Genomic DNA, 26,709 nt, shown 5'->3' with positions numbered 1-26,709 from the left:
ACCCGGCTCAGCCCACGTTCACCGCACGCCAGGCCGCCCCGACGGCCGCGTACTCCGCGCTGCCCTCCCCGTACAGGTCCCGGGCCGCGTCCAGGGTCGCCGTCCGCGCCCCCGCGTAGTCCGTCGACGACGTCATGTACACCGTCAGTGCCCGGTACCAGATCGCGCCCAGCTTGTCCCGGCCGATGCCCGTCACCGTCGAGCCGTCGCAGGTGGCGGAGTCGTGGGCCCGCCCGTTGATCGTCCTGGCGCCGCTGCCCTCGGCCAGCAGGTACGCGAAGTGGTTGCCGACGCCGGAGGAGTAGTGGACGTCCAGGCTGCCCGTGGCGGCGCTCCAGCAGTCCGCGGAGAGGCCGTCGCGCGACGGGCGGTCCATGTACCGCAGCGCGTCCCGCCCGAAGCCCGCCCGCACGACCTTCTCGCCGATCAGCCAGTCGCCCCGGTCGGACGCATTGCCCGCGTGGAACTCCACCAGCGTGCCGAAGATGTCGGACGTGGCCTCGTTCAGCCCGCCGGACTCGCCCGAGTACGTCAGCGCGGCCGTCTTCGAGGTCACGCCGTGGGCCATCTCGTGGCCGGCGATGTCGAGGGACACCAGCGGCCCCATGTTCGTGCCGTCACCGTCGCCGTAGGTCATGCAGAAGCAGGTGTCGTCCCAGAAGGCGTTGTTGTACCGGGTGCCGTAGTGCACGCGGCTGTAGGAGCCCTTGCCGTCGCCCGCGATGCCGTTGCGCCCGTGCACGTCACGGAAGTAGTCCCAGGTGACGTCGGACCCGTACTGCGCGTCCACCGCCGCCGACGCCCGGTCCGTCGTCGTGCCGTCGCCCCAGTGGTTGTCCGCGTCCGTCAAGACGGTCGCGGGGGCGCGCACCACACAGATCGTGCCGAGGAAACACAGGTCGGACCGGTTCGCGGCGTCACCGGTGTACGTGCCGCCGCGCGTCGCGTCCGCCAGCCGGTACGACGACCCCGCCGCCGTCGTCCGCAGCGGCACCGTGCCGCCGTACAGCGACCGTCCGTCCCCCGACGCCGCCTCAAGCGTGTCCCAGGCGTCGATCTGCAGGCCCGTGCGGGCGTCCGTCAGCACCGTGCGGGCGACCGGGTTGCCCTGGTCGTCCAGCGCCACCGCCTCGGTCCGCCAGGCCAGTCTCGGCGTGCCGTGCAGGGCGTCGACGACCAGCTCCGGCCGGGCCGTCAGCCGCTTCAGCGCCTCGCCGAGCCGGGTGGCGCGCAGGGCGTCGGCCGCCCGGTCGGCGGCCTTCGGGGCGGCCACCAGGGGCGTGACGGTGGGCAGGGACAGGGTGCCCGAGGTCGCCCGGCTCGCGCCGCGGTAGGTGCCGTCCGGCGCCAGGTGGACCACGAAGTCGCCGCCGAGGACCGGGAGTCGGTGGTAGGTCCGGTCGTAGCGGACGTGCTGGGTGCCGTCCGCGTCGACGATCACGTCCCGGACCTTCGTGCCCTGGGCGGCGCTGAGCCCCAGGGCGTCGGCGTGCCGCACGAGCGCCGCGTCCGCGTTCTCGACCGCCTGGACCCGGGTGGGCCGGTCGGCCGCGCCGGCGGTGGTGGGGGAGAGGGCGGCGGCCAGCAGGGCGGCGGTGGCGGCGGTGACGGCGAGGCGGGAAGCTCGCGCGTGCCGTATTCGACTCATCGGTCTCCTCGGGAAGGCGCCTGAGTGGGGGGCGGCGCAGATGTTCACCGAGGTTTACGCGATCATGACATGTCATGTCCATAGAGGGCTGGTGAGGGTGTGTGAGGGGTTGTGAACTGCCGCAGTGGGGCTGAGTGTGAGCGTGTACGAGTGAGCAGGAGTGAGTGTGGGGGCCTGCCGCACGTAGGGAATGGAGGTTCGTGTGTCGAATGGGTGACCTTGTGGGGTGTGGGTCGTTGAGTGCGGTGATCGGGTTCTCGGCGGCGTGGTGGGGGTGCAGGGTGGGCGGGCTGCGTCAGGTGGCGGCGTCGTTCGTGGTGCCCGGCCCTGCGAAAGAATCGTTTCTGTGACCCTCCCGTTCTTCGTCTACGGCACCCTCCGCCCCGGCGAGCCCAACCACGACGCCTTCCTGCGCGGTCGTACCCGGGCCGAGGAACGCGGGCGGCTCACCGGTGCGGTGCTCTACGACGGGCCCGGGTATCCGTACGCGGTGGAGGAACCCGGCGGAGTGGTGACCGGCGACCTGATCACGCCCCTGTCGGACGCCTACGGCGAACTCCTCGCCGCTCTCGACCGGTTGGAGGAGTACGCCCCGGGAAACGCCCGCAACCTCTACGAGCGCGTCAGCCGCGAGGTCGTCCGGGACGCCGACGGGGCGAGGCTGCGGGCCTGGGTGTACGTGGCCGCACCCGCCGTCGCCGCCCGGCTGCGGGCTCGGGGCAGGCTGATCGAGGGCGGGGACTGGTTGACGCGGGGTTGAGGGGGCCTCGCGGCGCCTGCGGCGCCTTCGCCTACGCCTGCGCCGCCTCGATGGCTCCCGTCGCCTTCACGGCCTTCACCGCTTCCACTCGCACCGCACAGGCCTTGAACTCCGGCATGCGGGAGGTCGGGTCCAGCGCCGGGTTGGTGAGGGTGTTGGCGCGGCCCTCGCCCGGCCAGTGGAACGGCATGAAGACGGTGTCCGGGCGGATCGACGTGGTGATCCGCGCCGGTGCCACCGCGCGGCCCCGCCGGGACACGACCGCCACCGGGTCGCCCTCGGCCGCGCCCAGCCGCCGCGCCAGCCGCGGGTGCAGCTCCACGAACGGGCCGGGCGCGGCGGCGTTCAGCTCGTCGACCCGCCGGGTCTGGGCGCCGGACTGGTACTGGGCCACGACCCGCCCGGTCGTCAGCAGCACCGGGTACTCGGCGTCGGGTTCCTCGGCGACGGCCCGGTGCGAGACCGGCGCGAACCGGGCGCGGCCGTCGTCGGTGGCGAACCGGTCGAGGAACAGGCGCGGGCTGCCGGGGTGGACGCCCGGGGCGTCGTCGTCCTGCGCCGGGTCGTCCGGCCGGCGCACGTCGAGGGCGGCGTCCTCGGCGTCGTCGACCCCGTCCGAGTGCGCACCGCCACCGCCCGGGACCGCACCGCCGCTGCCCGAGTTCGCACCGCCACCGCCGGGACCCGTACCGCCACCGCCCGGCCCCGCGTCCGCTCGGTCGCCCGCATCCTCCGGCGGTGCGGGGCACGGCCAGAACACCCCGTTCTCGCGCGCCAGCCGGCGGTAGGTGATCCCCGAGTAGTCGGCGGGCCCGCCCGCACTGGCCCGGCGCAGTTCTTCGAAGACCTCCTCGGGGTCGGTCGGGAAACCCTTCTCCACGCCCAGCCGCGCGGCCAGTTCGTGCATGACCTCCAGGTCGCTGCGGACGCCCCGCGGCGGGGTGATCGCCTGCCGCCGCAGCAGCACCCGGCCCTCCAGGTTGGTCGTCGTGCCGGTCTCCTCCGCCCACTGCGTCACCGGCAGCACGACGTCCGCGAGGGCCGCCGTCTCGGACAGCACCACGTCGCACACGGCGAGGAAGTCGAGGGACCTGACGCGCTCCTCGACGTGCGCGGCGCGCGGCGCGGACACCACCGGGTTGGAGCCCATCAGCAGCAGCGCCCGGATGTCGGTGCCGAGCGCGTCCAGCAGCTCGTAGGCGCTGCGGCCGGGCCCCGGCAGGCTGTCCGGGTCGACACCCCACACCTCGGCCACGTGCCGTCGCGCCGCCGGGTCGGTCAGCTTGCGGTAGCCGGGCAACTGGTCGGCCTTCTGGCCGTGTTCGCGCCCGCCCTGCCCGTTGCCCTGCCCGGTGAGGCAGCCGTACCCGGACAGGGGGCGGCCCGCGCGGCCGGTCGCCAGGCACAGGTTGATCCACGCGCCCACCGTGTCCGTGCCCTTGGAGTGCTGCTCCGGTCCCCGCGCGGTGAGCACCATCGCGGCCCGGGGCTCGCAGAACAGCCGTACGGCCTCGCGCAGTTCGGGCACCGGCACGCCGGTGATCCGCTCCACGTACTCCGGCCAGTGCGCCATCGCCGCGGCGCGGGCGTCCTCCCAGCCGGTGGTGCGCTCGCGGATGTACTCCTCGTCGGTCCGTCCCTCGGCGACGATCAGGTGCAGCAGCCCCAGCGCGAGCGCGAGATCGGTCCCCGGGCGGGGCGCGAGGTGCAGGTCGGCCTGTTCGGCGGTCCTGGTGCGGCGCGGGTCGACCACGATGAGCGTGCCGCCGTTGTCCTTCAGCTCGGTCAGGTACCGCAGCGCGGGCGGCATGGTCTCCGCGAGGTTCGACCCGACGAGGATCACGCACCCCGTCCTGGGGATGTCCTCCAGCGGGAACGGCAGCCCCCGGTCCAGCCCGAAGGCCTTCGTCCCGGCCGCCGCGGCCGACGACATGCAGAACCGCCCGTTGTAGTCGATCTGGGAGGTGCCCAGCACGATCCGCGCGAACTTGCCGAGCGTGTACGCCTTCTCGTTCGTCAGCCCGCCCCCGCCGAACACACCCAGCGCGTCCGGCCCGTGCGCCGACCGGACGGCGGACAGCCGCTCGGCGATCCGGTCCAGTGCCTCGTCCCAGGTCGCGGGCACCAGGGCGCCCCCCTCGCGCACCAGGGGCGAGGTCAGCCGCACCCGTGAGGACAGCACCGCCGGCGCCGTACGGCCCTTGCCGCACAGTGCGCCCCGGTTCACCGGGAAGTCCGCGCGCTCGGTCACCTCCACCGTCCCGTCCGGGGCGGGTGCGAGGTTCATCCCGCACTGCAGGGCGCAGTACGGGCAGTGCGTGGGCGTCGCGGAGGTTTCCATGCACGTCAGCGTGCGTCCGCCGTGTTACGTGCCGCGACGGCTCCTTGTTACACGGGCGCGACGGTGATCTCCCCGCCGGGGCCCGGCCGCCGTGAGGCACCCGGCCGCGCGGCCGCTTCGGCACCCGTCGCGGTCGTCGGTCCGGGTGGCGCGGCCCACGAGCGACGCCATCCGTGAGGGAGTGACTACGGAGATGCGCGATCCGTTCGTCGCACGCCCGAGTGAGCAACCCCGGCACAGCGGCCCGTTCTCAGAACGGCCCGAAAGCCGCAGCTCACCGACCAGATCCGGTCAAGATTCGGTCGGGCCCGTCACTCCTGCCCGTCCGCCGCCAGGGCCCGCTCCACGCCCGGCTCCCGGGGCCCCAGGAAGCGCGGATCGGGCCTGAAGACGACGTCCAGGGCGCCCTTTCCCGCCGCGAGGATCTCCCGGACACCCCCGTAGTACCAGGTCGCGTCGTGCCGCTCGTCCACCCCGACGCCGTACGACACGACCCCCGCCGCCTCGCACAGCGCGACCGCCCGCCGGATGTGGAAGCCCTGGCTGATCAGCACGGCCTCGTCCACCCCGAAGATCTTCCGGGCCCGCACGCAGGAGTCCCACGTGTCGAACCCCGCGTAGTCGCTGACGATCCGGGCGTCCGGGACGCCCTGCCGGGTGAGATAGGCCCGCATGGCGTCCGGCTCGTCGTAGTCCGCACGGCTGTTGTCGCCGCTCACGAGCACCACCTCCACCCGTCCCGCGCGATACAGCTCGGCCGCCGCGTCGAGACGGTGGGCGAGGTACGGCGACGGCTCGCCGTTCCACAGGCCCGCCCCGAAGACCACCGCCACGTCGGTGCGGGGCGCGTCCGCCGTCGTACGCAGCCGGTCGTCCGTGGTCACGTGCGTCCACGTCGACGGCGCCAGGGCGAGCACGCAGCCCGCGAGCAGCGCCTGCACGAGTCGCCGCTGCCCGGCCCGGGTGCGCGGCGGACGCGGTCGGCGGATCTTCATGGGATGCCCTCCCGTCGGCTCCGACACGTCGGCGACCCGTCGGTCTCGACACGAACAAGACGCTCCGCGAGGCGGCCGGGTTGCGTGACCGCTGTCACCCCGGCCTTCGTAAGGCCAGGTCACCCGGCCTCACACACTCCCACCACCGCACGGTGAACCCGACGAAAACACCCGTGACGCCCGCGCAACGGGTCGGCAACGTGGCCGCGCAACGATCGGTTCATGACGGCGTTGCTCCCGCTTCACGACGAGTCCGACCGCCGCCCCGGCTCCCCGGCGCTGGTCCTGGTGGCCCACGGCAGCCGCGACCCCCGCACCCTCGCCACGGTCCACACCCTCCTCGACCGGATCCGCGAGCTGCGCCCCGGCCTGCGCGTGCGGCTGGGCCACATCGAGCTGAACGAGCCCCTGCTGCCCGACACCCTCGCCGCCCTCGGCGACGACGAGGCGATCCTCGTACCGCTCCTGCTCAGCCGCGGCTACCACATCAAGCAGGACATCCCCGAGATGGCCGCCGCGGCACCGGCCCGCACCCGCGTGGCCGCACCGCTCGGCCCGCACCCGCTGCTGGTGGACACCCTGTGCGCCCGTCTGGCCGAGGCGGGCCTGCGCATCCCCGCGACACGGTCCGGCCGCCGCCCGTCCGCCGTGGTCCTCGCCGCGGCCGGCTCCCGCGACCCCGACGCCGCGACCGACACGGGCCGCACGGCGGCGCTGCTCTCCGCCCGCCTGGGCGTCCCGGTCCGGCCGGCCTACGCGTCGGCCGCGTCCCCCACGGTGCCGGAGGCGATCCGCCTCCTCAGGTCCGAGGGCCGCCACGACATAGTGCTGGCCTCGTACTTCACGGCTCCGGGCCGCTTCGCGACGGAGTGCGCGCAGGCAGCACCGGGCATCGCGGCGGCCCCCCTGGGCGCCCACCCCCTCATGGCCCGCCTGGTCCTCGCCCGTTACGAGGAGGCGAGGTCGAGGACGGAGGCACGGCAACCACTGCCGGCATCGGCCTGAGACGCCGCAACGGGCACGTCCCCAGGGGCGCGGCCGGCCCCCACGACCCGCACCCGTCCCACGACATGACCCGGCGGACGCGTACGCGGTTGTCACCCCCTGCGCTTACTGTCGAGTCATGGAAGGCACCGCACAGCAGCCGCAGGAGAACCACGTCCCACCCCCCGGCTACGACCCGACGTCGGTCGAACGCTGGGCCCCCGAGCCCGACAAACGCCCCGGCCGCACAGCCTTCCAGCGCGACCGCGCCCGCATCCTCCACTCCGCCGCACTGAGAAGACTCGCCGGCAAGACGCAGGTGGTGACCCCCGGAGGGACGAGCAGCGCGGCCTGGGACCCCAGCCCCCGCACCCGCCTCACCCACTCCCTGGAATGCGCCCAGGTCGGCCGCGAACTGGGCGCGGCCCTCGGCTGCGACCCCGACCTGGTCGAAGCCGCCTGCCTCTCGCACGACCTCGGCCACCCGCCCTTCGGTCACAACGGCGAACAGGCCCTCAACGAGTTCGCCGAGGACTGCGGCGGCTTCGAGGGCAACGCCCAGTCCCTCAGACTCCTCACCCGCATCGAGCCCAAACGCTTCACCCCGGAGGGCTCCGTCGGCCTCAACCTCACCCGCGCCGCCCTCGACGCCGCCACCAAGTACCCCTGGCCGCGCGGCGCCCACCCCACCGACCCGGCCTCCCCGAAGTTCGGTGTGTACGAGGACGACCGCCCGGTGTTCGACTGGGCCCGCAAGGACGCCCCCGGCACCCGCACCTGCTTCGAGGCCCAGGTCATGGACTGGTCGGACGACGTGGCGTACTCGGTGCACGACGTCGAGGACGGCCTGCACGCCGGGCACATCGACCCCAACTGCCTGCACGCGGAGCCGGAACGGCAGGCGGTGTTCGAGGTCGCCGTCGGCCGGTACGTCCCCGCCGACACCGAGCCCGCCGAACTCGCCGCCGCTCTCGACCGGCTCCTCGACGAGGAGTGGTGGCCGCACGGCTACGACGGCACGGCCGTCGCCCAGGCCCGCCTCAAGGACGCCACCAGCCAGCTCATCGGCCGCTTCTGCCTGGCGGCCGAGGGAGCCACCCGCGAGGCGTACGGCGGCGGCCGGCTCACCAGGTACGGCGCCGAACTGGTCGTACCGCGCGAGACCCGGATGGAGTGCGCGGTGCTGAAGGCGGTCGCCGACCGGTACGTCATGCAGCGCGCCGAACAGGCCCGGCTCCGCGCCGACCAGCGGGTGGTCGTCGCGGAACTGGCCGAGGCGCTCACCGCCCGCGCCCCGGACGGACTGGACCCGCAGTTCCGCGCCCTGTTCGACCACGCCCCCGACGACCGGGCCCGCAAACGGGTGATCGTCGACCAGATCGCGTCGCTGACGGACGCCTCGGCGCGGTCGCTGCACGTGAGGCTGACCGGGCACCTGTGAGACTGGCGCGACGCGGGTGATCCCGTGGGAGCCCGAAGGTGACCCTGCGTGGCCTGATCGGGGCACTCCCTCTTCCCCCATCACGCTCCGTGCGGGACGCTCGCATATGGCGGGACGATGAACTCGCACGGGGCGGCACGTTTACGAGGAGGCATCAAGTGGTCGACGCGGATCAGACGTTCGTCATCGTCGGAGGAGGGCTCGCCGGCGCGAAGGCGGCCGAGACGCTGCGGGCGGAGGGCTTCAACGGCCGGGTCATACTGATCTGCGACGAACGCGACCACCCGTACGAACGCCCGGCCCTGTCGAAGGGCTATCTGCTCGGCAAGGAGGAACGCGACAGCGTCTTCGTGCACGAACCCGCCTGGTACGCGCAGAACGACGTCGAGCTGCACCTCGGCCAGACCGTCGACGCGATCGACCGCACGGCGAAGACGGTCCGCTTCGGCGAGGACGGCACCGTCGTCCGGTACGACAAGCTGCTGCTGGCCACCGGAGCCGAGCCCCGCCGCCTGAACATCCCCGGCACCGACCTGGCCGGCGTGCACCACCTGCGCCGCCTCGCGCACTCCGACCGGCTGCGCGGCGTCCTGCACTCGCTGGGCCGGGACAACGGCCACTTGGTCATCGCCGGCGCGGGCTGGATCGGCCTGGAGGTCGCGGCGGCGGCGCGGCAGTACGGCGCGGAGGTCACCGTCGTCGAACCGGAGCCGACCCCGCTGCACGGCGTGCTCGGTCCCGAGCTGGGCGCCCTCTTCGCCGAGCTGCACCGCGACCACGGTGTCCGCTTCCGCTTCGGGGTCCGGCTGACGGAGATCGTCGGCCAGGACGGCATGGTGCTGGCCGCCCGCACCGACGACGGCGAGGAGCACCCGGCGCACGACGTCCTCGCCGCGATCGGCGCCGCCCCCCGCACCGCCCTCGCCGAGGCGGCGGGCCTGGAGATCGCGGACCGGGCGTACGGCGGCGGCGTCGCCGTCGACGAGCGGCTGCGCACCTCCGACCCCGACATCTTCGCCACCGGTGACGTGGCCGCCTTCCCGCACGCCCTGTTCGACACCCGGATCCGCGTGGAGCACTGGGCGAACGCGCTCAACGGCGGCCCGGCGGCGGCCAGGGCCATGCTGGGAGAGCCGGTGACGTACGACCGCGTGCCCTACTTCTTCTCCGACCAGTACGACCTCGGCATGGAGTACTCCGGGTGGGCGCCGCCCGGCTCCTACGACCAGGTGCTGATCCGCGGGGACGCCGGGAAGCGGGAGTTCGTCGCGTTCTGGCTCGCGGAGGGCCGGGTGCTGGCCGGGATGAACGTGAACGTGTGGGATGTCACAGAGCCGATCCAGAACCTGATCCGCTCGCGGGCGCGGGTGGACACGGACGCCCTGGCAGACCCGCACGTACCGCTGGGCGACCTCGTCCCGTAGCCGACGGGAGTGTCACCGCGTCCCCGTAGAATCATTTCGTGGCAGGACGGATCAACGACGAGGACGTGAAGGCGGTACGGGACGCGGTCCCGATCGACGCCGTCGTGTCCGAGTACCTCCAGCTACGCAACGCGGGTGGCGGCAACCTCAAGGGCCTGTGCCCCTTCCACGACGAGAAGTCGCCGTCCTTCCAGGTCAGCCCGAGCAAGGGACTCTTCCACTGCTTCGGCTGCCAGGAGGGCGGCGACACCATCACCTTCGTGATGAAGGTCGACCACCTGTCCTTCTCGGAGGCGGTCGAGCGCCTCGCCGCCCAGGCCGGCATCACCCTGCGCTACGAGGAGGGCGGCTACCACCCCGGCCACCAGCGAGGCGAACGCATCCGCCTGGTCGAGGCCCACAAGATCGCCGCCGAGTGGTACGCCGAGCAGCTCGCCACCAGCCCCGAGGCGGAGACCGGCCGCGTCTTCCTCGCCGAACGCGGCTTCGACCAGTCGGCGGCCGTCCACTTCGGCGTCGGCTATAGCCCCCAGGGCTGGGACCACCTCACCCGCCACCTCCGCGGCAAGGGCTTCACCGACAAGGAGCTGCTCCTCTCCGGCCTCTCCCAGGAGGGCCGCCGCGGCCCCATCGACCGCTTCCGCGGCCGTCTGATGTGGCCGATCCGGGACATCGGCGGCGAGGTGGTCGGCTTCGGCGCCCGCAAGCTGTACGAGGCGGACAACGGCCCCAAGTACCTCAACACGCCGGAGACGGCGATCTACAAGAAGTCCCAGGTCCTGTACGGCATCGACCTGGCGAAGAAGGAGATCGCCAAGACGAGCCGCGCGGTGGTCGTCGAGGGTTACACGGACGTCATGGCCTGCCACATCGCGGGCGTGACCACCGCCATCGCCACCTGCGGCACGGCCTTCGGCGGCGACCACATCAAGATCCTGCGCCGCCTCCTCATGGACAACGGCTCGGCCCGGGTGATCTTCACCTTCGACGGCGACGCGGCCGGCCAGAAGGCGGCGCTGCGGGCGTTCGAGGACGACCAGAAGTTCGCCGCCGAGACCTACATCGCGATCGCCCCGGACGGCATGGACCCCTGCGACCTGCGCCTGATGAAGGGCGACGAGGCGGTCGCCGACCTGGTCGAACCGCGCACCCCGCTCTTCGAGTTCGCGCTGCGCCAGATCGTCGGCCGGTACGACCTGGACACCCCGGCCGGCCGCGCGGCGGCGCTGGACGAGGCCGCCCCGATCGTCGCCCGCATCAAGAACAGCGGCGCGCAGCACGAGGTCGCCGTCCAGCTCGCCGGCCTGCTGGGCATCCTGGACACGCAGTTCGTGGTCAAGCGGGTGGCGCAGCTGGCCCGTTGGGCGCGCGACCGGGGCGGCAAGGGGCCGGCGCCGGCCCGACCGCAGCAGCCCTACGACGGTCCCGCCGCGCCGGTCCACTCCGGCCCGGCGCTCAACCTGCGCAACCCCGTCCACGCCACCGAACGCGAGCTGCTCAAACTCGCCCTCCAGCGCCCCGAGCTGGTCTCCCCGGCCTTCGACGCGTACGGCGTCGACGAGTTCACGGCCCCGCCCTACGCCGCCGTGCGCCAGGCCATCCTGGACGCGGGCGGCGCGGAGTACGGCGCGCGGGACCCGCAGCAGTACCTGGTCGGGGTCCGCGAGGCGGCCCCGGACGACACGGTCCGCGCGATGGTCACGGAACTGGCGGTGGAGGCGATCATGCGCCGCACGGTCGACGAGGCGTACGCGGGAGAACAACTGGTCTGGGTCCGCCGCCGCGCCGTCGACCGCCGCATCCAGGACATCCAGAGCACCCTCACCCGCCTGGGCACGAACGGCGACCCGGCACAACTGGCGTCGGTGCAGAACGAATTGTGGGTACTCCAGCAGTACGGCCAGGCCCTCCGCGAACACGGCGCAGCGGCCCTCTGAGCCCACCCCGAACCACTGCCCCACCCTCTTCTTGACTCGACCGCCAAGCCCTCCGGGTGGCGACCGCCTGCCGCGCCCGGGCCGACGGCCAAGCCCCCGCGGGTGGTGACTGCCTGCCGCGCGCGGGTCTGCCGCCCGGCCCCCGTGGGTGGTGACTGCCTGCCGCGCGCGGGTCTGCTGCCCGCCCCCGTGGGTGGTGACTGCCTGCCGCGCGCGGGTCTGCTGCCCGCCCCCGTGGGTGGTGACTGCCTGCCGCGCGCGGGTCTGCTGCCCGCCCCCGTGGGTGGTGACTGCCTGCCGCGCGCGGGCCGGCCGCCCCGCCCCCGCGGGTGGTGACGCCCGCCGCGCCCGGGCCGACGGCCAAGCCCCCGCGGGTGGTGACTGCCTGCCGCGCGCGGGCCGGCCGCCCCGCCCCCGCGGGTGGTGACGCCCGCCGCGCCCGGGCCGACGGCCAAGCCCCCGCGGGTGGTGACTGCCTGCCGCCCCGAGGGCAACCACCCACCGCCCCGGGGACGGCCGCCCCACTGCCTCGGGGACGGCCACCCCACTGCCTCGGGGACGGCCACCCCACTGCCACGGGGACGGTCACCCCACTGCCTCGGGGACGGTCACCTCACCGCCTCGGGGACGGCCACCCCACTGCCTCGGGGACGGCCACCCCACCGCCCCGGGATGACCGCGCCGTCACGGGTCGACCGCAAAAAGTCACCGCACGCCCCTCGTGGCGGAGATGTGTCTTACCCCACACTGGGTCCCGGTGCCTGAGTCCTCGGAGCGCGGCCGATCCGTCCCCCACGGGTCCCTCACCCCCGCGGTTCCGCTCATCGCGTACGGGACGGACAGCGGCGAGGCCGCCGACTCCGCCCCCCGAGCAGCGCTGCCGTACGCCTCAGCAGCGATCACCCTGGAGGTCGCCCCCGTGCAGACCCAGACCCTCATCCCTACCGACACCACCACGGACGGCGCGGACCCGGACGCGGAGACCGGCGTGCTGGTGGCCGTGCCGCCGCAGAGCCGGGTCGCGCTCCACCCGGAGACGGACCCGCCGGAGGCCACGGAAGCCGTCGAGCACCCCGCGGACGCCGACGGAGCTCCCGCAACCGCCGGGCCGGTGGAGCCCGTCGAGCCGGCCGAGCCGGTGGAGCCGCCCGCTCCCGGCCGGGCCGACACCGGCGGTCCCTCCTCGGACCTGTTCCGCCAGTACCTGCGTGAGATCGGCCGCATCCCGCTGCTCAGCGCCGCCGAGGAGGTCGAGCTCGCCCGCCGCGTCGAGGCCGGCCTGTTCGCCGAGGAGAAGCTGACCAGCACCCCCGACCTGGACTCCGAACTGGCCCTGGACCTGGACCGCCTGGTCGTCATGGGCCGGATGGCCAAACGCCGCCTCATCGAGGCGAACCTGCGGCTCGTCGTCTCGGTCGCCAAGCGGTACGTCGGCCGCGGCCTGACCATGCTGGACCTGGTCCAGGAGGGCAACCTCGGCCTCATCCGCGCGGTCGAGAAGTTCGACTACGCCCGCGGCTACAAGTTCTCCACCTACGCCACCTGGTGGATCCGCCAGGCCATGTCCCGCGCCCTCGCCGACCAGGCCCGCACCATCCGGGTCCCCGTCCACGTGGTCGAGTTGATCAACCGGGTGGTCCGCGTGCAGCGCCGGATGCTCCAGGAACGCGGCTACGAACCCACCCCCGCGGAGGTCGCCGCGCATCTCGACCTCCCGCCCGAGCGGGTCAGCGAGGTGCTCCGCCTGGCGCAGGAGCCGGTCTCCCTGCACGCCCCCGTCGGCGAGGAGGACGACGTGGCGCTCGGCGACCTGATCGAGGACGGCGACGCCGCCAGCCCCGTCGAGTCGGCCGCGTTCCTCCTGCTCAGGCAGCACCTGGACGCCGTCCTGTCGACCTTGGGGGAACGGGAGCGGAAGGTGGTCCAGCTCCGCTACGGCCTGGCCGACGGCCGCCCGCGCACCCTGGAGGAGATAGGCCGCCTCTTCGGCGTCACCCGCGAACGCATACGCCAGATCGAGTCGAAGACCCTGAACAAGCTGAGGGACCACGCCTTCGCGGACCAGTTGCGGGGCTACCTGGACTGAGGCCGCGGGGTGCCGCCGTGGTGGACGCGGCGGCACCCCGGCGCCGGGCGGGCGACCGCCTCAGTCCACCTCGGCCACCGCCTGCGCGAACTGCGCCCGGTACAGGCGCGCGTAGGCCCCGTCCGCGGCCAGCAGCTCCGCGTGCGCCCCCTGCTCGACGATCGCCCCGTTCTCCATCACCAGGATCGTGTCCGCGTCCCGGATCGTCGACAGCCGGTGCGCGATGACGAACGACGTCCGCCCGTGCGCCAGCTTGGCCATCGCCTTCTGGATCAGCACCTCGGTCCGGGTGTCCACCGAGGACGTCGCCTCGTCCAGCACCAGGATCACCGGATCGGACAGGAACGCCCGCGCGATCGTGATGAGCTGCTTCTCGCCCGCGCTGACCCCCGCCCCCTCGTCGTCGATCACGGTGTCGTAGCCGTCCGGCAGCGTCCGGACGAACCGGTCCGCGTGCGCCGCCCGCGCCGCCTCCTCGATCTCCCCCCGGGTCACCTCGCGCGCGGCCCCGTACGCGATGTTCTCGGCGATCGTCCCGCCGAACAGCCAGGTGTCCTGGAGCACCATCCCGATCGCGGACCGCAGTTCGTCGCGGGACATGCCGGCGATGTCGGCCCCGTCGAGCGTGATCCGCCCGCCGGACACCTCGTAGAACCGCATCAGCAGGTTCACCAGCGTGGTCTTGCCCGCCCCGGTCGGCCCGACGATCGCGACGGTCTGTCCGGGTTCCACCGTCAGCGACAGGTCCTCGATCAGCGGCTTGTCCGGGTCGTACCGGAAGGACACCCCTTCGAGCGCCACCCGCCCGCGCAGCTCCTTCGGCCGCAGCCCCGGCACCGGGTCCGCCGACTGCTCGTCCGCGTCGAGGAGTTCGAAGACCCGCTCGGCGGAGGCCACCCCGGACTGCACCAGGTTCGCCATGGACGCGATCTGCGTCAGCGGCATCGAGAACTGCCGCGAGTACTGGATGAAGGCCTGCACATCGCCGATGGACAGGGCACCCGAGGCGACCCGCAGCCCACCGACCACCGCCACCAGCACGTAGTTGAGGTTCGACACGAACAACATCAGCGGCTGCATCACCCCGCTGTTGAACTGCGCCCGGAACCCGGCCTCGTACAGCGCCTCGTTCTGCTCGGCGAACTGCCGCGCCGACTCCTCCTGCCGCCCGAACACCTTCACCAGCGTGTGCCCGGTGTACATCTCCTCGACGTGCCCGTTGAGTTTGCCCGTCGTCCGCCACTGCTGCACGAAGTGCGGCTGCGACCGCTTGCCGACGTACGTCGCCACGTACAGCGACAGCGGCACCGTCACCAGCGCCACCAGCGCCAGGATCCAGGACACCCAGAACATCACCGCCAGCACACCGATGATGGTCAGCAGCGAGTTGATCAGCTGGCCCATCGACTGCTGGAGGGTCTGGCCGATGTTGTCGATGTCGTTCGTCGCCCGGCTGAGCACCTCACCGCGCTGCCGCCGGTCGAAGTACGACAACGGCAGCCGCGACAGCTTCGTCTGCACGTCCTCGCGCATCCGGTACATCGTCCGGTTGACGGCCCGGTTCACCAGCCGCGTCGCCACCGCCATCAGCAGCCCCGCCGCCACGAACACCGCGAGCGCCAGCAGCAGTACGTCCCCCACCGCGCCGAAGTCGATGCCCTGGCCCGGGGTGAAGTCCGTGCCGCGGAGCATGTCGGCCATGTCGCCGTCGCCCCGCTCCCGCATGGCGTCGAGGACCTGCTCCTTGCTCTGCCCGGCCGGCATGTCCCGCCCGACGATCCCCGCGAACACCAGGTCGGTGGCGTGCCCGAGGATCTTCGGGCCGATCACGGACAGCCCGACGCTCACCACCACGCACAGCAGCAGCGCGCCGATGGTCAGCCGCTCCGGCCGGAACCGGCCGATCAGCCGCCGGCCCGACCCCCGCAGGTCCAGCGAGCGATGGTCGGGGCCGGTCCCGGCCATCATCCGCCCCATCGGACCGGCCATCAGGCAGCCTCCGCTTCCGTCAGCTGGGAGAGCACGATCTCCCGGTAGGTCTCGTTGTCCGTCATCAGCTCGTGGTGCCGCCCGGTGCCCACCACACGGCCCTCGTCGAGGACGACGATCCGGTCGGCGTCCCGGATGGTCGCCACGCGCTGGGCGACGATCACGACGGTCGCCCGGGCCGTCTCGCGGGTGAGCGCCGCGCGCAGGGCGGCGTCCGTGGCGTAGTCGAGGGCGGAGAAGGAGTCGTCGAAGAGGTAGATCTCCGGCCGCTGCACCAGCGTCCGCGCGATCGCGAGCCGCTGGCGCTGGCCGCCGGAGACGTTGCTGCCGCCTTGCGCGACCGGCGCGTCGAGCCCGCCCTCCAGCCGTTCCACGAAGGGCTTGGCCTGCGCCACCTCCAGCGCGTGCCACAACTCCTCGTCGGTCGCGTCCGGGTTGCCGTAGCGCAGGTTGGTGGCGACCGTCCCCGCGAAGAGGTACGGCTTCTGCGGCACCAGTCCGACGGTCGTGGCCAGCACCTGCGGGTCGAGGGTGCGCACGTCCACCCCGTCGACGAGCACCTGCCCCTCCGTGGCGTCGAACAGCCGGGGCACGAGCCCCAGCAGGGTGGACTTGCCGCTGCCGGTCGAACCGATCACGGCGGTCGTCTCACCGGGCCGGGCGACCAGGTCGACGCCCTTCAGCACCGGCTCCTCGGCCCCCGGGTAGCGGAAGCCGGCCCCGCGGATCTCCAGATGCCCGTGCCGTCGCAGCTCCCGCACCGGCGCCTTCGGCGGTACGACGCTGGACTCGGTCCCCAGCACCTCCTGGATCCGCTCGGCGCACACCTCCGCGCGCGGCACCATCATGAACATGAAGGTGGCCATCATCACGGCCATCACGATCTGCATCAGATAGGCGAGATACGCCGTCAGATCGCCGATCTCCATTCCGCCGTCGGCGATCCGGTGCGCGCCGAACCACACCACCGCGATGGACGAGAGGTTCACCACGGTCATCACGATCGGGAACATCAGCGCGAGCAGCTTTCCGGTGCCCAGCGACATCTCCGTCAGCTCGGCGTTCGCCTTCCGGAAGCGGTGCTGTTCGTACTCGTCGCGTACGAAGGCCCGGATCACCCGGTTGCCGGTGATCTGCTCGCGCAGCACCCGGTTCGCCGTGTCCAGGCGCTCCTGCATGGCGCGGAACAGCGGCCGCAGCCGCCGCACGATCAGCGCCACGCTGACGCCCAGCACGGGCACCACCGCGGCGAGCACCCCGGACAGCGGCACGTCGAGGCCGAGCGCCAGCACGATGCCGCCCACGCACATGATCGGCGCCGACACCATCAGCGTGAACGTCATCAGCGCCAGCATCTGGATCTGCTGCACGTCGTTCGTCGTCCGGGTGATCAGTGAGGGCGCGCCGAAGTGACCGACCTCACGCGCGGAGAAGGACTGCACCCGGTCGAAGACGGCGGCCCGCAGGTCCCGGCCGAGCGCCGCGGCGGTGCGGGCGCCGTAGTACACGGCACCGATGTTGCACACCACCTGCGCCAGCGAGATGCCGATCATCACGGCACCGAAGGACAGGATGTAACCGGTGTCGCCGTCGACGACACCGTTGTCGATGATGCCGGCGTTCAACGTGGGGAGGTAGAGCGTCGCGCAGGTCTGCAGGAACTGCAGCAGCACCAGCACGGCGATGGGTTTCTTGTAGGGCCTCAGACAGGTCCGCAGAAGTCGTATGAGCACGCTGGTCTCTCGGAGTCGGCGGTAGGGGCCGGTTGGTTGCCCCTGGCCCCTATCGTCGGACACTCCACCCGCGTTACCTCAACCGATCAACCCGGCGGGTCGGCCGCCGCCGACCCGCCGAGGGACTGCTACGGCCGGAACGCCCCGGGATGCGTCTGCTCCCGCACCGACACGTACTGCTGGCGCACCGCCTGCCCCACGGCCAGCTCCTCGCCGGGTTCGAGCACCTGCGCGACCGCCCCCTGCCAGGCCGGCGGGGTACGCGCGTCGAGGGTCCCCCGGGACACCCCGAGCGACCAGGCCGCCTGCCGGGCCGCGCCGATCGCTGCGTAGTCCGCGGGCTGCGGCACGACGACCTGGGCCCCGAACAGCGAGGGCGCCGAGGCCTGCACGGCCGGCAGCTCGGCCGCCGCCCCCAGCAGGAAGACCCGCCGCACCTCGACCCCGCGCCCACGCAGCACGTCGAGCGCGTCCGCGAGCCCGCACAGCATGCCCTCGAAGGCCGCCCGCGCCAGGTGCTCCGCCTTCATCGACTCCCGCCTGAGCCCCGTCAGCGTCCCCGCGGTGTGCGGCAGCGCGGGCGTCCGCTCGCCCTCCAGGTAGGGCAGCAGTACGAGGCCGTGGGAGCCGGGCGTCGACTTCAGCGCCAGGTCGGACAGGCTCTCCAGGTCGGGCAGCCCGAGCAGTTCGGCGGTGCCGCGCAGGGTGCGCACGGCGTTCAGGGTGGTGACGACCGGCAGGTGCATGCCGGTGGCGTCGGCGAGGGAGGTGATCATCCCGGTGCCGTCCTGCAGCGCCTCGGGGTGCACGGCCATCACCGACCCGGAGGCGCCCAGGGAGACGACCGCGTCCCCGAAGCCCAGGCCCAGCCCGAAGGCGGCCGCCATGGTCTCGCCGGTCCCGGCGGAGATCAGCAGCCCCTCCGGCGTCGTACCGGCCGCGTCGGACGGCCCGACGACCTCGGGCAGCACGACCTGGTGACCGAGGGCCAGTTCCACCAGGTCGGGCCGGTAGCCGCCGGTCGCGGCGGACCAGTAGCCGGTCCCCGAGGCCCCGCCCCGGTCGGTGGTGCGCCGGATCGGCCGGCCCAGCAACTGCCACACCAGCCAGTCGTGCGCCTGCATCAGCACGGCGACCCGGGCGGCGTTCTCCGGCTCGTTCCGGGCGAGCCAGCGCAGCTTGGTCACCGGCTGGGCGGCCTGCGGCACACACCCGACGGCCTGCGCCCACGCCTCACGCCCGCCCAGCGCGTCGATCAGATCGGCCGCGGCGACCTGCGCCCGCCTGTCCCCGCCGACCAGCGCCGGCCGTACGGTGCCGCCCTGCGCGTCCAGCGGCACGAGGGCGTTCTGCTGCGCGGACACGCCGATGGCCTGCACGCCCTCCAGCAGCCCACCGCCGGCCGCCTCGCCCAGGGACAGCAGCCACGCCTGCGGGTCGACGTCACTGGGCCGCCCGGTGCCCTCGGCGCCTTCCACCGGATGCGGCGCGTAGCCCTGCCGCAGCACGGCTCCCGTGTCCGCGTCGCAGACGACGATACGAGTGAAATCGGGCGAACTGTCCAACCCGGCGACTATCCCCATGCCGGAATTCTGCCGTATCGCTGGGCCGAATCGGACTGCGGAGACCGCAGGGGCGCGTGAAGGGGGTGCGGGCGCGGGTGGAAGGTGGTGCTCACGCGGTTTTCCCGCGCCCTGTCGCGAACGTCGCGGTTCCCCGCGCCTACGTGTTGCTGGTGCCCCAGTCGTCCCCGGCCGTGCCGTTGACGTTGCGCTCGCGCAGGGAGCGGACGCGGTGGGCGACCGAGTCGGGCATGTGGTCGCCGACCTTCGCGCTCACCGTGTGGTACGCCTTGCCGGCGAACTGGCGGCCCTGCAGGGCCGCCGTCTCGGCGGTGTTGCGCACGGTCGGGTTCTGCGCGACCTGACGTGCGGTCTTCTTCAGCTGTTCGTAGCGCTCCCGTCCGGCTCGTGTGCCCAGCACGTAACCCACAGCGAGTCCGACGACGAACGTGAGCCGGTAACGCATACGGCCACCCTTCCCTTGCGTAGGTCCTCTGGCGCGGCCTGGGGCCGGGGAGTACCGATTGGCGGAGCACCCCCCTGCTTGCGCTAATGTATGTGTCGCAGCGAGCGCGCGCCCTCTGGCGAATACCCAGGTGGGTGCGTTCGATGCAACGAGGCATTCCTCCGTAGCTCAATTGGCAGAGCAGCCGGCTGTTAACCGGCAGGTTACTGGTTCGAGTCCAGTCGGGGGAGCTCGGTCCTCCGTAGCTCAATTGGCAGAGCAGCCGGCTGTTAACCGGCAGGTTACTGGTTCGAGTCCAGTCGGGGGAGCAGCCTGAACGAGGACCCCGCAGGGGTCCTTTTTCATGTCCGGTGGAACCGCCCGGGCCGCGGGGGAGTCTCCGAGGTCGTGCGGAGCCGACCAGCCGGAGCAGGAGATCGTATGAGCGGCTATGCTGCGGCAGACGGCGCGCACAAATGTGCGCGACACGCCGCTATGGGGCGGTAGCTCAGCCGGTTAGAGCAGCGGACTCATAATCCGTCGGCCGTGGGTTCGAGTCCCACCCGCCCCACCAGTGCAGGCCCGTAACCTGCGGAAACGTCTCTTCTTGGCAGGGAGATCATCAACGTCGACCCGACGGGGAGAATCCGCTGCTCAGGGGCACTGCCGGGAGTCGCAGAGAGTGACCTGACTGATCCAGGCATGGCTCTGACCTGCACTGATACGAGGGGTCGGTGAGCTGGAAACCACCTCGCGGTCTCCGTGCCTCAAGATCCAGTGGACGCATAGTGGACGCGAGGGCCTGGAGCTGAGTGCAGAACGGCGCGGCTGGTTCGAGCAGCAACGGAGCACGCGTCCGGTACTGGTACCCGTACCTGAGCCGCCACGCCGCCCGGCGTAGCCCCAGTGGTGCGGCCTAGTGCCGCGACAGGCAACGTTCACCCCGTCCCGACGCCCGGCACGCCCTCTCGCCGCACCGGCCGGAAGCCCAAGTACATCCAGTACGAGGGCTTCCGGCCGGCACGTCGAGAGGACGCACCGGACGCCGCTCCTTGCCGGGCAAACGTTGCCTGCCGCGGCACTAGAGGTCGTCGGGTAGGAGCCGGAAGGCGGGATGGCCAGTCAGGGGGCGGACCATGCGGAAGTGATGGTCGGTGGTGAGCAGGGCGTCGGTGCGGTAGGCGGCGGCCAGGGCGACGTTCATGGCGCCGGTCAGTCCGATACCTTTGCCGCCGTCGGCGTCGGCGTACCCCTCTGCGACCGCGATCGCCGCGCTCAGGTGCGCGCTGACAGGCGGTACCTCGAATCGGCGCGTCGCCACGTTGCGTTCGATGAACCGGGCCGCCGCCAGAGCTTTGCGGGCTCCGGCGCGTGTCGCGATCAGGTAGTCCAACTCGGCCAGAACCAGGGGGGAGATGACCAGGTGGCTGGTCGCCGCCAGTGCCTTCCTGTGCTCCTGGTGGCCGGTTAGGTTCGGATCGAGCAGGCGGTACAGGCCGTTGGTGTCGGCGATGGCGACCAGGGTCACGCGCTCATCCCCTTGAGCGTGTCCTCGATCTCGTCGTCGGTGAGGTCGGGCAGGCCCAGGTCGGGCAGGTCGAGGTCGCCCATGGGGTCGGTCGGGTACGGGGGGACGTTGGTGTCGCTTATCGGTACGACCCGAGCTACCGGGGTGCCGTTCTTGGTGACCGTGACGGTCTCGCCGCGGGCCGCGGCGGCAAGGATCTGCGAGGACTTCTGGTTGAACTCGCGGGCAGTGGTCTCCATGTAGTACATGTTACTACCCTAGGCTGTCGGCGACGGTCGGTGCCGCTCATGCGGGGTCCCAGCGGAGCAGCCGGAACGCGAGTGCCGCGGTCGCACGGCGCAGGTGGCCGGGGCCGCCGAGGGCGCGGTGGATAGGGCGATGCCGTGGTGTGGGGTGAGCGTGTCCGGCAGTGCGGTGTCGAGGTGGTGCAGCGGCAGCAGCCGGGCGGTCCACTGCAGCCGTGAGGGGGCCTGGTCCAGGTCGAAGAAGCTCACGCAGCGGGGGCAGCACCGTGGACAACGACTTCAGTACTGGGTCGGCGGTCCTGAAGGGAGTTACAGCAGCGGGACGCACGTGCCTGATGACGGCGACCGCTGCGGGAGAGCTCCGTCCGTCGAGGTGGCGTCGTACGAAATGCGCCGAGCACGGATCACTCGATCGGCGGTGCGGTGGAGGCGGCCACCAACAAAGCGACGTCGGCCTCCCGGTGACGCACCCCGGACGGGTGCGGCTGCCTCGCGCCCTGGGCCGCCACCCGAGCGTTACGCCGGGGGCATCACACCGTGGATCCGCGACAGGGTGAACACCCGTTCCGCATCGCGTAGATGACACCAGGCGTACAGATACGGGGGGTCGAGGTCGAGGCCGCTGATGGTGCGGACCGTGCGGCTGCCCGTGGTGGCGACGTACTCGATGGTGATCGCCGTACGGTCGTCGACGGCGTGCGCGAGTTGACGGACATCGGCGTGGGGGAGCTGGGTCGCGTATCCGGCGATGATTTCTTCGGTATCGGTGGCGAAGGGGACTCCGTTGTACGGGTCGGGGGCGGGATGAGCGTGCGGGGCGCCCGTGAGTCGGGTGGCCGGCGCGGCCAACTCGGCTTGCTCCGGGGCGGCGGTCGTACGGGACCGGACACCGGGCCCGCCGACCGCTCCGCGCGGGGGCGGTACCGGCGCGGTCGCCCGGTGGCTGCGGGGCCGTTCGATGCGCACGGTTCCGTCTGCTGCCTCCGCGACGCCCCGCCTCACCGCCCCCGCCGGGCGAGCGCCCGGCGCAGCGCCGCGCGTACGTCCTCCGGCGGGGGCGGGCCGTCGGACTCCGCGCCGGAGGTGATGGCCGCCGCGACCGTGTGGAGCTTGGTGTTGGAGAGCTGGGAGGCCTCGCGGAGGATGTGCCACGCCTCGTCGGAGGTGCAGGCGTGGGTGGCCATGAGGACGCCGCGGGCCTGGTCGATCACCGGGCGGGAGGCGATGGCCCGGCGCAGGTGCTCGATCTCCTCGCGCAGTTCGTGGAGTTGTTCCGCGCGTTCCAGGGCCACCGCGGAGGGGAGCGGGGCGGGCGGCGGCGCCGGCGGCTCCGTGTCCTTCGGGCGCAGGGGGTCGGTGGTGTCCAAGCCGATCAGCTCCAGGATCCGGCGCGGCTGGCCGTGCCAGTTGGTGGCGGAGACCGGGACCACGTGCCGGCGCCCGTAGTCGCACAGGGTGGCCAGGAACTGCCGTCCCGCCGTGTCCATGAACGTCACGCCGGCCATGTCCAGCTCCACCCGGCCGGTGCGTGCGGGCAGCCGGGCCAGTGCCTCGGCCAGGATGCCGTCGCAGCCGTGCACGACCTCGCCCCGCGCGCGGAGCACGGCCCGCCCGGCGGCGTTTGTGCGCCGGTCGATGGTGAGGGGGCGATACCGATCCCCGAGAGAGGGTGGTGCCACAGGGTTCATGTCACCGCCTTCGTGGTCGCCGACAGCCGTGGACGGCCGCCGACGGTCGGGCACGACGTGGCGTTGTCCACGACTGTTCCGTTGTCCCGATGTTGTGCGGAGCCCTCCGCAGCCCCGATGCTGTGGGTGCGCCTGCCCCGCGGGTGGCGCCCTACACCCGCTGACGGGCCGGACGCGAGGATTGACCGGTTCACGTCGGGGTACGAGCGACGACGAGGAGTACGGGGAGACGGCTGTGGCCATCCAGTACCGGGAGCCGTCCGGGTCCGGCGGCGCGCCGGCGCGGCTGACCGTCGCGCCGCTGGCCGAGCGCTTCGGCGTACGCGCGGTGGGGGAAGTGGGGCTGACCACGCGCGCCATCTGGGAGAGCGCTCTGGAGGGCGTCGTGCGGGACGGCAGGGACGTGTGTCATCTGGAGATGTCCGCCGTGACGTTCGTGGACGTGGCGGGCGCCGGGGCTCTCGTGGACGCCGCGCGGCGGCTGTCCGTCGGCCGGCGGATGGTGTTGCACGCTCCGCCGCCCGTGCTGTGCCGGACACTGGAGTTGTTCTGGCCCGATCAGTCGGCGATCGAGGTGTCGATGTCATGAGTGCCGCAGCCCAGCCCTTCGTGCACCCGGCGCTGTTCTACGCCGACGAGCAGGAGTACCTCGACGGCACCGTCCCCTTCGTCCGCGAGGGCCTCGCCGCCGGGGAGCCGGTGGCGGTGGCCGTGCCCGGCAAGAACCTCGCGCTGATCCGGGACGGACTCGGTGACATCGCCGGCGCGGTACGGCTGCTGGACATGCGCGAGGCCGGCCGCAACCCCGGCCGGATCATCCCCGGAGTGCTGCGCGCGTTCGCCGACGCCCAGCCGCCCGGCCGCCGGGTGCGGATCATCGGCGAGCCGGTCTGGGCCGGCCGCACCGCCGCCGAGTACCCGGCCTGCGCCCAGCACGAGGCCCTGATCAACGCGGCGTTCACGGGCCGCCGGGTGACCATCCTGTGCCCGTACGACGTGCGGACCCTGGACGCCGAGGTGCTCGCCGACGCCCGGGCCACGCATCCCACGGTCGTCTCCTCGGGCCGGGAGGAGGACAGCGCGGCCTACGACTGGGAGGGCGTCGTCAGCCGCTACAACCAGCCGCTGCCCGTCGTGCCGGAGGCGCTCTCCTTCGCCTTCACCGCGGACACGCTGCCGACGGCGCGGCACACCGCCACCCGGGAGGCGGCGGGGTTCGGGCTGTCCGGCACGCGCCTGGAGGACCTGGCGCTGGTCACCGCCGAGCTGACCACCAACAGCGTCGTGCACGGCGGCGGTTCGGGCGTGCTGCGGGTGTGGGCGCAGGACGGGTACGTGGTGTGCGAGGTGCGCGACCCGGGCCGTCTGACCGACCCGCTGGCGGGCCGTCGCCCGGCCGTCCGGGACCAGCGGGGCGGCCGGGGACTGCTGCTGGTGAACCTGATCGCCGATCTCGTGCGGGTGCACACCGGCGAGGACGGGACGACGGTGCGCTGCTGGTTCGCGCGGTGAGCCGTTCTGGGGTCGCCGCAACGCTTACGGGGGCGGCTGCTGCAGGGTGAGGATCGTGGTGCGGACCTCCTCGATGGTCGCGTGGGGTTCGTCCACGGCCCGACCCACCCGGTCGTGCACCGCGCCGGACTCGCCGCGGCGCTGCGCGCCCTCCAGCATCAGCGCGGTGGCGAACAGCCGCTGGACGACCAGGTCGTGCAGGTCGCGGGCGACGCGGTCGCTGTCCTCGTAGACCGCCAGACGCGCGCGGCTGTGCCGGGCGTCGGCGAGGACCGGGGCGAGCGCGGCCTGCGAGGCGAACTGGCCGGCCGGCAGCCGCTCCAGCGGCGTGTACGGGCGCTCGCCGCGCCGGCGGGGCAGGGCGAGGGTGCCGATCAGCCGGCCGCCCGCCTGCGACGGCAGCAGCATGCTGGCCCCGAACCGGCGCCGTACCCGCGTCGTCATGCGCGGGTCGGTCGCCGAGTCGTCGACGAACACCGGCTCACCGCTCAGGAGTTGCCTCAGTACGGGGCTGCCGGGCGCGATGGTGGTGCCGACGAGGTCACCGGGGTCGTCGGGCGCGGCGGCGGTGACGATCTCCATGCCGCCGGCCTCGGTGGGCAGCAGGATGACGCCCGCGGCGGCGGCGAGCAGGCGGGCCCGTTCGGCGACCGTCATCAGGGAGTCGTCGGCACTCCCGCCGCCGAGCAGGGCGGTGATGACGGCCGCCACGCCTCGATCCAGCGTTCGCGCTGCCGGGCCGCCTCGTACAGCCGGGCGTTGCCGAGGGCGATCCCGGCCTGGGCGGCCAGGATGCGCAGCGGCTGTGCGTCCTCGGCGGTGAACGGGCCGCCGCCGTGCTTGCCGGCGAGGTGGAGGTGGCCGAACTCCTCGTCGCCGACGTGGATCGGCCCGTCGAGGGTGTCGGCGTCCGGCGGCGGGGCGGGCAGGCCGGCCCATCGGGACTCGTGGAGGCCGTCGTCGCCCGGGCCGCGGGTCTGCAGGGCCGCGTGGCGGGCGCCGGTGAGCTCGGCGGCGCCGTCCACGATGCGCTGGAGCGTGGCGCGCGGATCGAGGTCGGCGCCGACGCCGAGGACGGTGCCGAGCAGCAGGGCGGGGAGTCGGGGGACGTCGGGCATGTCCCTGGGCCCGGGGCGCTCAGTCGTCCAGCGGGTCCAGCTCCAGCGGTGTGATCCGGCCCTCCAGCATGGTGCCGAGACCCTGGACGGCGCACACGTCGGGCCGTTCCGCGATGTGCACCGGCATGCCGGTGGCCTCCCGCAGCATCTGGTCGAACCCGGGCAGCAGGGCGCTGCCGCCGACCATCATGATCCCCCGGTCGGCGAGGTCGGCCACCAGGTCCGGCGGGCAGTCCCGCAGCACCTTGCCGATGCCGTCCAGCACGGCGGTCAGCGGGGTCTGGATGGCGTCCCGCACGGCGGCGGTGTCGACCCGCACGCTGCGGGCGAGGCCGGTGGCGACGTCCCGCCCGTGGATCTCCGTGGAGGCCGGTCCGTGCGGGGTGAGCCCGTTGCCGGACAGGGCGAGCTGCAGCGGCCGTACCGACTGGCTCGGCAGCATCAGCTCGTGCTCGTGCCGCAGGTGCTGCACGATCGCGTGGTCCACGGCCTCACCGCCGACCGGGATCCGCTCGGCGGTGACGATCGAGCCGAGGGAGAGCACCGCGACCTGCGTGGCGGCCGCCCCGCACACCAGCACCATGGTCGCCTCGGGCTGCTCGACCGGCAGCCCGCAGCCGACGGCGGCGGCGATGAGGGTGTCGACGAGTTCGACGCGCCGCGCCCCGAGCCCGACGAGGGTCTCGATGGTCGCGCGCTGGGCGAGGGGGTCGGCGTCGTGCGGGGTGCAGGCGGCGGCGCGCAGTCTCGGCTTGCGGCGCAGGTAGCGGCGCGTCTTGTCGCCGAGCAGATGGCGCAGCATCCGCTGGGCCATCTCGATGTCGACGACCGTGCCGCCGGAGACCGGCCGGACGACCCGGATGTAGTGCGGCGTACGTCCCGTCATCTTCTCGGCGAGCTCACCCACTGCGATCAGCGCCCCGGTACGGGTGTTGACGGCGGCGGCCGAGGGCTGGTCGACGACGAGTCCGGCGCCCTTGACGTACACCCGCGTCCGCGCCGCCCCCAGGTCGACGGCGAAATGGCAGCGCCGTAGCTGCTCCAGACTGGCGGTCATGGCGGATCCTCCCGGGCGTGGACCGAGGTGCCGCCGGGCGGCGGGCCTCCCTGGCATCGTGCGCGGGGCCGGGGTGGGGGCGCCCTCTGGAGGGGGCCGGGCGGGGTGCGGCCGGACGAGTGATTCGTCGTACCGGTCGGCGCGTCGGCGTGCGAAACCCGCCCGATCGCCGCCGCATTCCGACCACCGCGCCGGCCCCACCGACCCCACTCGACT

The 26,709-nt window shown here is 73.0% G+C and carries 21 protein-coding genes, 3 tRNA genes and 1 pseudogene; 11 read left to right on the top strand and 14 right to left on the bottom strand.

Translation table 11 applies throughout. The features are described from left to right. Nucleotides 1-7: 7 nt before the first annotated feature. Nucleotides 8-1,648 carry a M4 family metallopeptidase gene (locus IPT68_RS11910; protein WP_189698301.1) on the bottom strand — a complete coding sequence of 547 codons (1,641 nt, stop codon included), beginning with the start codon at nucleotides 1,646-1,648 and terminating at the stop codon, nucleotides 8-10. A gap of 346 nt (nucleotides 1,649-1,994) precedes the next feature. Between IPT68_RS11910 and IPT68_RS11905 the strand changes: the two genes are divergently transcribed. Then, nucleotides 1,995-2,408 carry a gamma-glutamylcyclotransferase family protein gene (locus tag IPT68_RS11905; RefSeq protein WP_189698300.1) on the top strand — a complete coding sequence of 138 codons (414 nt, stop codon included), beginning with the start codon at nucleotides 1,995-1,997 and terminating at the stop codon, nucleotides 2,406-2,408. 31 nt (nucleotides 2,409-2,439) lie between these two features. Here IPT68_RS11905 and IPT68_RS11900 read toward each other — a convergent pair whose 3' ends face one another. Then, nucleotides 2,440-4,749 (bottom strand): molybdopterin oxidoreductase family protein, encoded by a 2,310-nt coding sequence (locus tag IPT68_RS11900; protein ID WP_189698299.1) that lies wholly within the window; start codon nucleotides 4,747-4,749, stop codon nucleotides 2,440-2,442. Between the two features lie 311 nt (nucleotides 4,750-5,060). Next, complete coding sequence (locus tag IPT68_RS11895; protein ID WP_189698298.1) at nucleotides 5,061-5,744, bottom strand: SanA/YdcF family protein; 684 nt, start codon at nucleotides 5,742-5,744, stop codon at nucleotides 5,061-5,063. Nucleotides 5,745-5,966: 222 nt separating this feature from the next. On the opposite strand from IPT68_RS11895, the gene IPT68_RS11890 reads away from it, so the two are divergent. The 5 genes from IPT68_RS11890 to IPT68_RS11870 all read left to right on the top strand — a co-directional run bounded on the left by IPT68_RS11890 (nucleotide 5,967) and on the right by IPT68_RS11870 (nucleotide 13,616). Beyond that, a complete protein-coding gene (locus IPT68_RS11890; protein WP_189698297.1) occupies nucleotides 5,967-6,749 on the top strand; it encodes a sirohydrochlorin chelatase in 783 nt (260 codons plus the stop codon). 118 nt (nucleotides 6,750-6,867) lie between these two features. Further along, nucleotides 6,868-8,169: a deoxyguanosinetriphosphate triphosphohydrolase gene (locus IPT68_RS11885; RefSeq protein ID WP_189698296.1), complete on the top strand. Its 1,302-nt coding sequence runs from the start codon at nucleotides 6,868-6,870 to the stop codon at nucleotides 8,167-8,169. 158 nt (nucleotides 8,170-8,327) lie between these two features. Next, nucleotides 8,328-9,593 carry an NAD(P)/FAD-dependent oxidoreductase gene (locus IPT68_RS11880; protein ID WP_189698295.1) on the top strand — a complete coding sequence of 422 codons (1,266 nt, stop codon included), beginning with the start codon at nucleotides 8,328-8,330 and terminating at the stop codon, nucleotides 9,591-9,593. A gap of 38 nt (nucleotides 9,594-9,631) precedes the next feature. After that, entirely contained in the window at nucleotides 9,632-11,530 is a 1,899-nt protein-coding gene (dnaG, locus tag IPT68_RS11875) for a DNA primase (RefSeq protein ID WP_189698294.1), read from the top strand. Between the two features lie 757 nt (nucleotides 11,531-12,287). After that, nucleotides 12,288-13,616, top strand: coding sequence for an RNA polymerase sigma factor (locus tag IPT68_RS11870; RefSeq protein WP_189698293.1), 1,329 nt, complete (start codon nucleotides 12,288-12,290; stop codon nucleotides 13,614-13,616). Between the two features lie 60 nt (nucleotides 13,617-13,676). Here the strand turns inward: IPT68_RS11870 and IPT68_RS11865 are convergent, their stop codons facing one another. The 4 genes from IPT68_RS11865 to IPT68_RS11850 form a co-directional block, all read right to left on the bottom strand. Further along, nucleotides 13,677-15,605, bottom strand: coding sequence for an ABC transporter ATP-binding protein (locus tag IPT68_RS11865; RefSeq protein WP_189698292.1), 1,929 nt, complete (start codon nucleotides 15,603-15,605; stop codon nucleotides 13,677-13,679). Next, nucleotides 15,605-17,338 (bottom strand): ABC transporter ATP-binding protein, encoded by a 1,734-nt coding sequence (locus IPT68_RS11860; RefSeq protein ID WP_189698291.1) that lies wholly within the window; start codon nucleotides 17,336-17,338, stop codon nucleotides 15,605-15,607. Before IPT68_RS11860 ends, IPT68_RS11865 begins: the two co-directional genes overlap by 1 nt. 128 nt (nucleotides 17,339-17,466) lie before the next feature. Further along, a complete protein-coding gene (locus tag IPT68_RS11855; protein ID WP_189698290.1) occupies nucleotides 17,467-18,921 on the bottom strand; it encodes an FGGY family carbohydrate kinase in 1,455 nt (484 codons plus the stop codon). A 139-nt stretch (nucleotides 18,922-19,060) separates the two neighbouring features. Continuing rightward, on the bottom strand, nucleotides 19,061-19,366 hold the full coding sequence (locus IPT68_RS11850; RefSeq protein ID WP_189698289.1) for a YtxH domain-containing protein: 306 nt from the start codon (nucleotides 19,364-19,366) through the stop codon (nucleotides 19,061-19,063). A 157-nt stretch (nucleotides 19,367-19,523) separates the two neighbouring features. On the opposite strand from IPT68_RS11850, the gene IPT68_RS11845 reads away from it, so the two are divergent. The 3 genes from IPT68_RS11845 (at nucleotide 19,524) to IPT68_RS11835 (ending at nucleotide 19,919) form a co-directional block, all read left to right on the top strand. Beyond that, a tRNA-Asn gene (locus IPT68_RS11845) sits at nucleotides 19,524-19,596 on the top strand. Between the two features lie 5 nt (nucleotides 19,597-19,601). Beyond that, nucleotides 19,602-19,674: transfer RNA gene (locus tag IPT68_RS11840), tRNA-Asn, on the top strand. Between the two features lie 168 nt (nucleotides 19,675-19,842). Then, nucleotides 19,843-19,919: transfer RNA gene (locus IPT68_RS11835), tRNA-Ile, on the top strand. Nucleotides 19,920-20,426: 507 nt separating this feature from the next. On the opposite strand, the gene IPT68_RS11830 is transcribed toward IPT68_RS11835, so the two are convergent. From IPT68_RS11830 to IPT68_RS11810, 5 genes are all read right to left on the bottom strand, one after another. Further along, on the bottom strand, nucleotides 20,427-20,873 hold the full coding sequence (locus IPT68_RS11830) for a PIN domain-containing protein (protein WP_189698288.1): 447 nt from the start codon (nucleotides 20,871-20,873) through the stop codon (nucleotides 20,427-20,429). Then, nucleotides 20,870-21,112 (bottom strand): type II toxin-antitoxin system Phd/YefM family antitoxin, encoded by a 243-nt coding sequence (locus IPT68_RS11825; protein WP_189698287.1) that lies wholly within the window; start codon nucleotides 21,110-21,112, stop codon nucleotides 20,870-20,872. Before IPT68_RS11825 ends, IPT68_RS11830 begins: the two co-directional genes overlap by 4 nt. An 18-nt stretch (nucleotides 21,113-21,130) precedes the next feature. Then, the gene (locus tag IPT68_RS11820) at nucleotides 21,131-21,367 is read right to left on the bottom strand and encodes a hypothetical protein (protein ID WP_189698286.1); all 237 of its coding nucleotides are present in this window, start codon (nucleotides 21,365-21,367) and stop codon (nucleotides 21,131-21,133) included. Between the two features lie 267 nt (nucleotides 21,368-21,634). Beyond that, nucleotides 21,635-22,084: a WYL domain-containing protein gene (locus tag IPT68_RS11815; RefSeq protein ID WP_228040386.1), complete on the bottom strand. Its 450-nt coding sequence runs from the start codon at nucleotides 22,082-22,084 to the stop codon at nucleotides 21,635-21,637. A 32-nt stretch (nucleotides 22,085-22,116) separates the two neighbouring features. Then, entirely contained in the window at nucleotides 22,117-22,806 is a 690-nt protein-coding gene (locus tag IPT68_RS11810; RefSeq protein ID WP_189698285.1) for an ANTAR domain-containing protein, read from the bottom strand. A gap of 235 nt (nucleotides 22,807-23,041) precedes the next feature. Between IPT68_RS11810 and IPT68_RS33975 the strand changes: the two genes are divergently transcribed. Further along, a complete protein-coding gene (locus IPT68_RS33975) occupies nucleotides 23,042-23,395 on the top strand; it encodes an STAS domain-containing protein (RefSeq protein WP_228040384.1) in 354 nt (117 codons plus the stop codon). After that, on the top strand, nucleotides 23,392-24,318 hold the full coding sequence (locus IPT68_RS11800) for an anti-sigma factor RsbA family regulatory protein (protein WP_189698283.1): 927 nt from the start codon (nucleotides 23,392-23,394) through the stop codon (nucleotides 24,316-24,318). The genes IPT68_RS33975 and IPT68_RS11800 overlap by 4 nt, the downstream gene beginning before the upstream one ends. Nucleotides 24,319-24,348: 30 nt before the next feature. Here IPT68_RS11800 and IPT68_RS11795 read toward each other — a convergent pair. Together IPT68_RS11795 and IPT68_RS11790 are read right to left on the bottom strand one after the other, a co-directional pair. Beyond that, nucleotides 24,349-25,436: pseudogene (locus IPT68_RS11795) on the bottom strand (GAF domain-containing protein); the annotation flags it as partial. A 19-nt stretch (nucleotides 25,437-25,455) separates the two neighbouring features. Then, nucleotides 25,456-26,493 carry a rod shape-determining protein gene (locus tag IPT68_RS11790; protein WP_189698282.1) on the bottom strand — a complete coding sequence of 346 codons (1,038 nt, stop codon included), beginning with the start codon at nucleotides 26,491-26,493 and terminating at the stop codon, nucleotides 25,456-25,458. Nucleotides 26,494-26,709: the final 216 nt, after the last annotated feature.

The sequence above is a fragment of the Streptomyces chromofuscus genome (assembly GCF_015160875.1).
Lineage (GTDB): Bacteria > Actinomycetota > Actinomycetes > Streptomycetales > Streptomycetaceae > Streptomyces > Streptomyces chromofuscus.
Note: the sequence above shows the minus strand (reverse complement) of the source record. Positions and strands in the feature narration are given on the sequence as shown.

Bases quoted from the DNA above. Each gene is read 5' to 3' on its own strand.
- IPT68_RS11850 (WP_189698289.1), bottom strand. From the start codon at position 19,366: ATGCGTTACCGGCTCACGTTCGTCGTCGGACTCGCTGTGGGTTACGTG.
- IPT68_RS11900 (WP_189698299.1), bottom strand. From the start codon at position 4,749: ATGGAAACCTCCGCGACGCCCACGCACTGCCCGTACTGCGCCCTGCAG.
- IPT68_RS11825 (WP_189698287.1), bottom strand. From the start codon at position 21,112: ATGGAGACCACTGCCCGCGAGTTCAACCAGAAGTCCTCGCAGATCCTT.
- IPT68_RS11865 (WP_189698292.1), bottom strand. From the start codon at position 15,605: ATGGCCGGTCCGATGGGGCGGATGATGGCCGGGACCGGCCCCGACCAT.
- IPT68_RS11810 (WP_189698285.1), bottom strand. From the start codon at position 22,806: ATGAACCCTGTGGCACCACCCTCTCTCGGGGATCGGTATCGCCCCCTC.
- IPT68_RS11885 (WP_189698296.1), top strand. From the start codon at position 6,868: ATGGAAGGCACCGCACAGCAGCCGCAGGAGAACCACGTCCCACCCCCC.
- IPT68_RS11895 (WP_189698298.1), bottom strand. From the start codon at position 5,744: ATGAAGATCCGCCGACCGCGTCCGCCGCGCACCCGGGCCGGGCAGCGG.
- IPT68_RS11790 (WP_189698282.1), bottom strand. From the start codon at position 26,493: ATGACCGCCAGTCTGGAGCAGCTACGGCGCTGCCATTTCGCCGTCGAC.
- IPT68_RS11800 (WP_189698283.1), top strand. From the start codon at position 23,392: ATGAGTGCCGCAGCCCAGCCCTTCGTGCACCCGGCGCTGTTCTACGCC.
- IPT68_RS11890 (WP_189698297.1), top strand. From the start codon at position 5,967: ATGACGGCGTTGCTCCCGCTTCACGACGAGTCCGACCGCCGCCCCGGC.
- IPT68_RS11910 (WP_189698301.1), bottom strand. From the start codon at position 1,648: ATGAGTCGAATACGGCACGCGCGAGCTTCCCGCCTCGCCGTCACCGCC.
- IPT68_RS11855 (WP_189698290.1), bottom strand. From the start codon at position 18,921: ATGGGGATAGTCGCCGGGTTGGACAGTTCGCCCGATTTCACTCGTATC.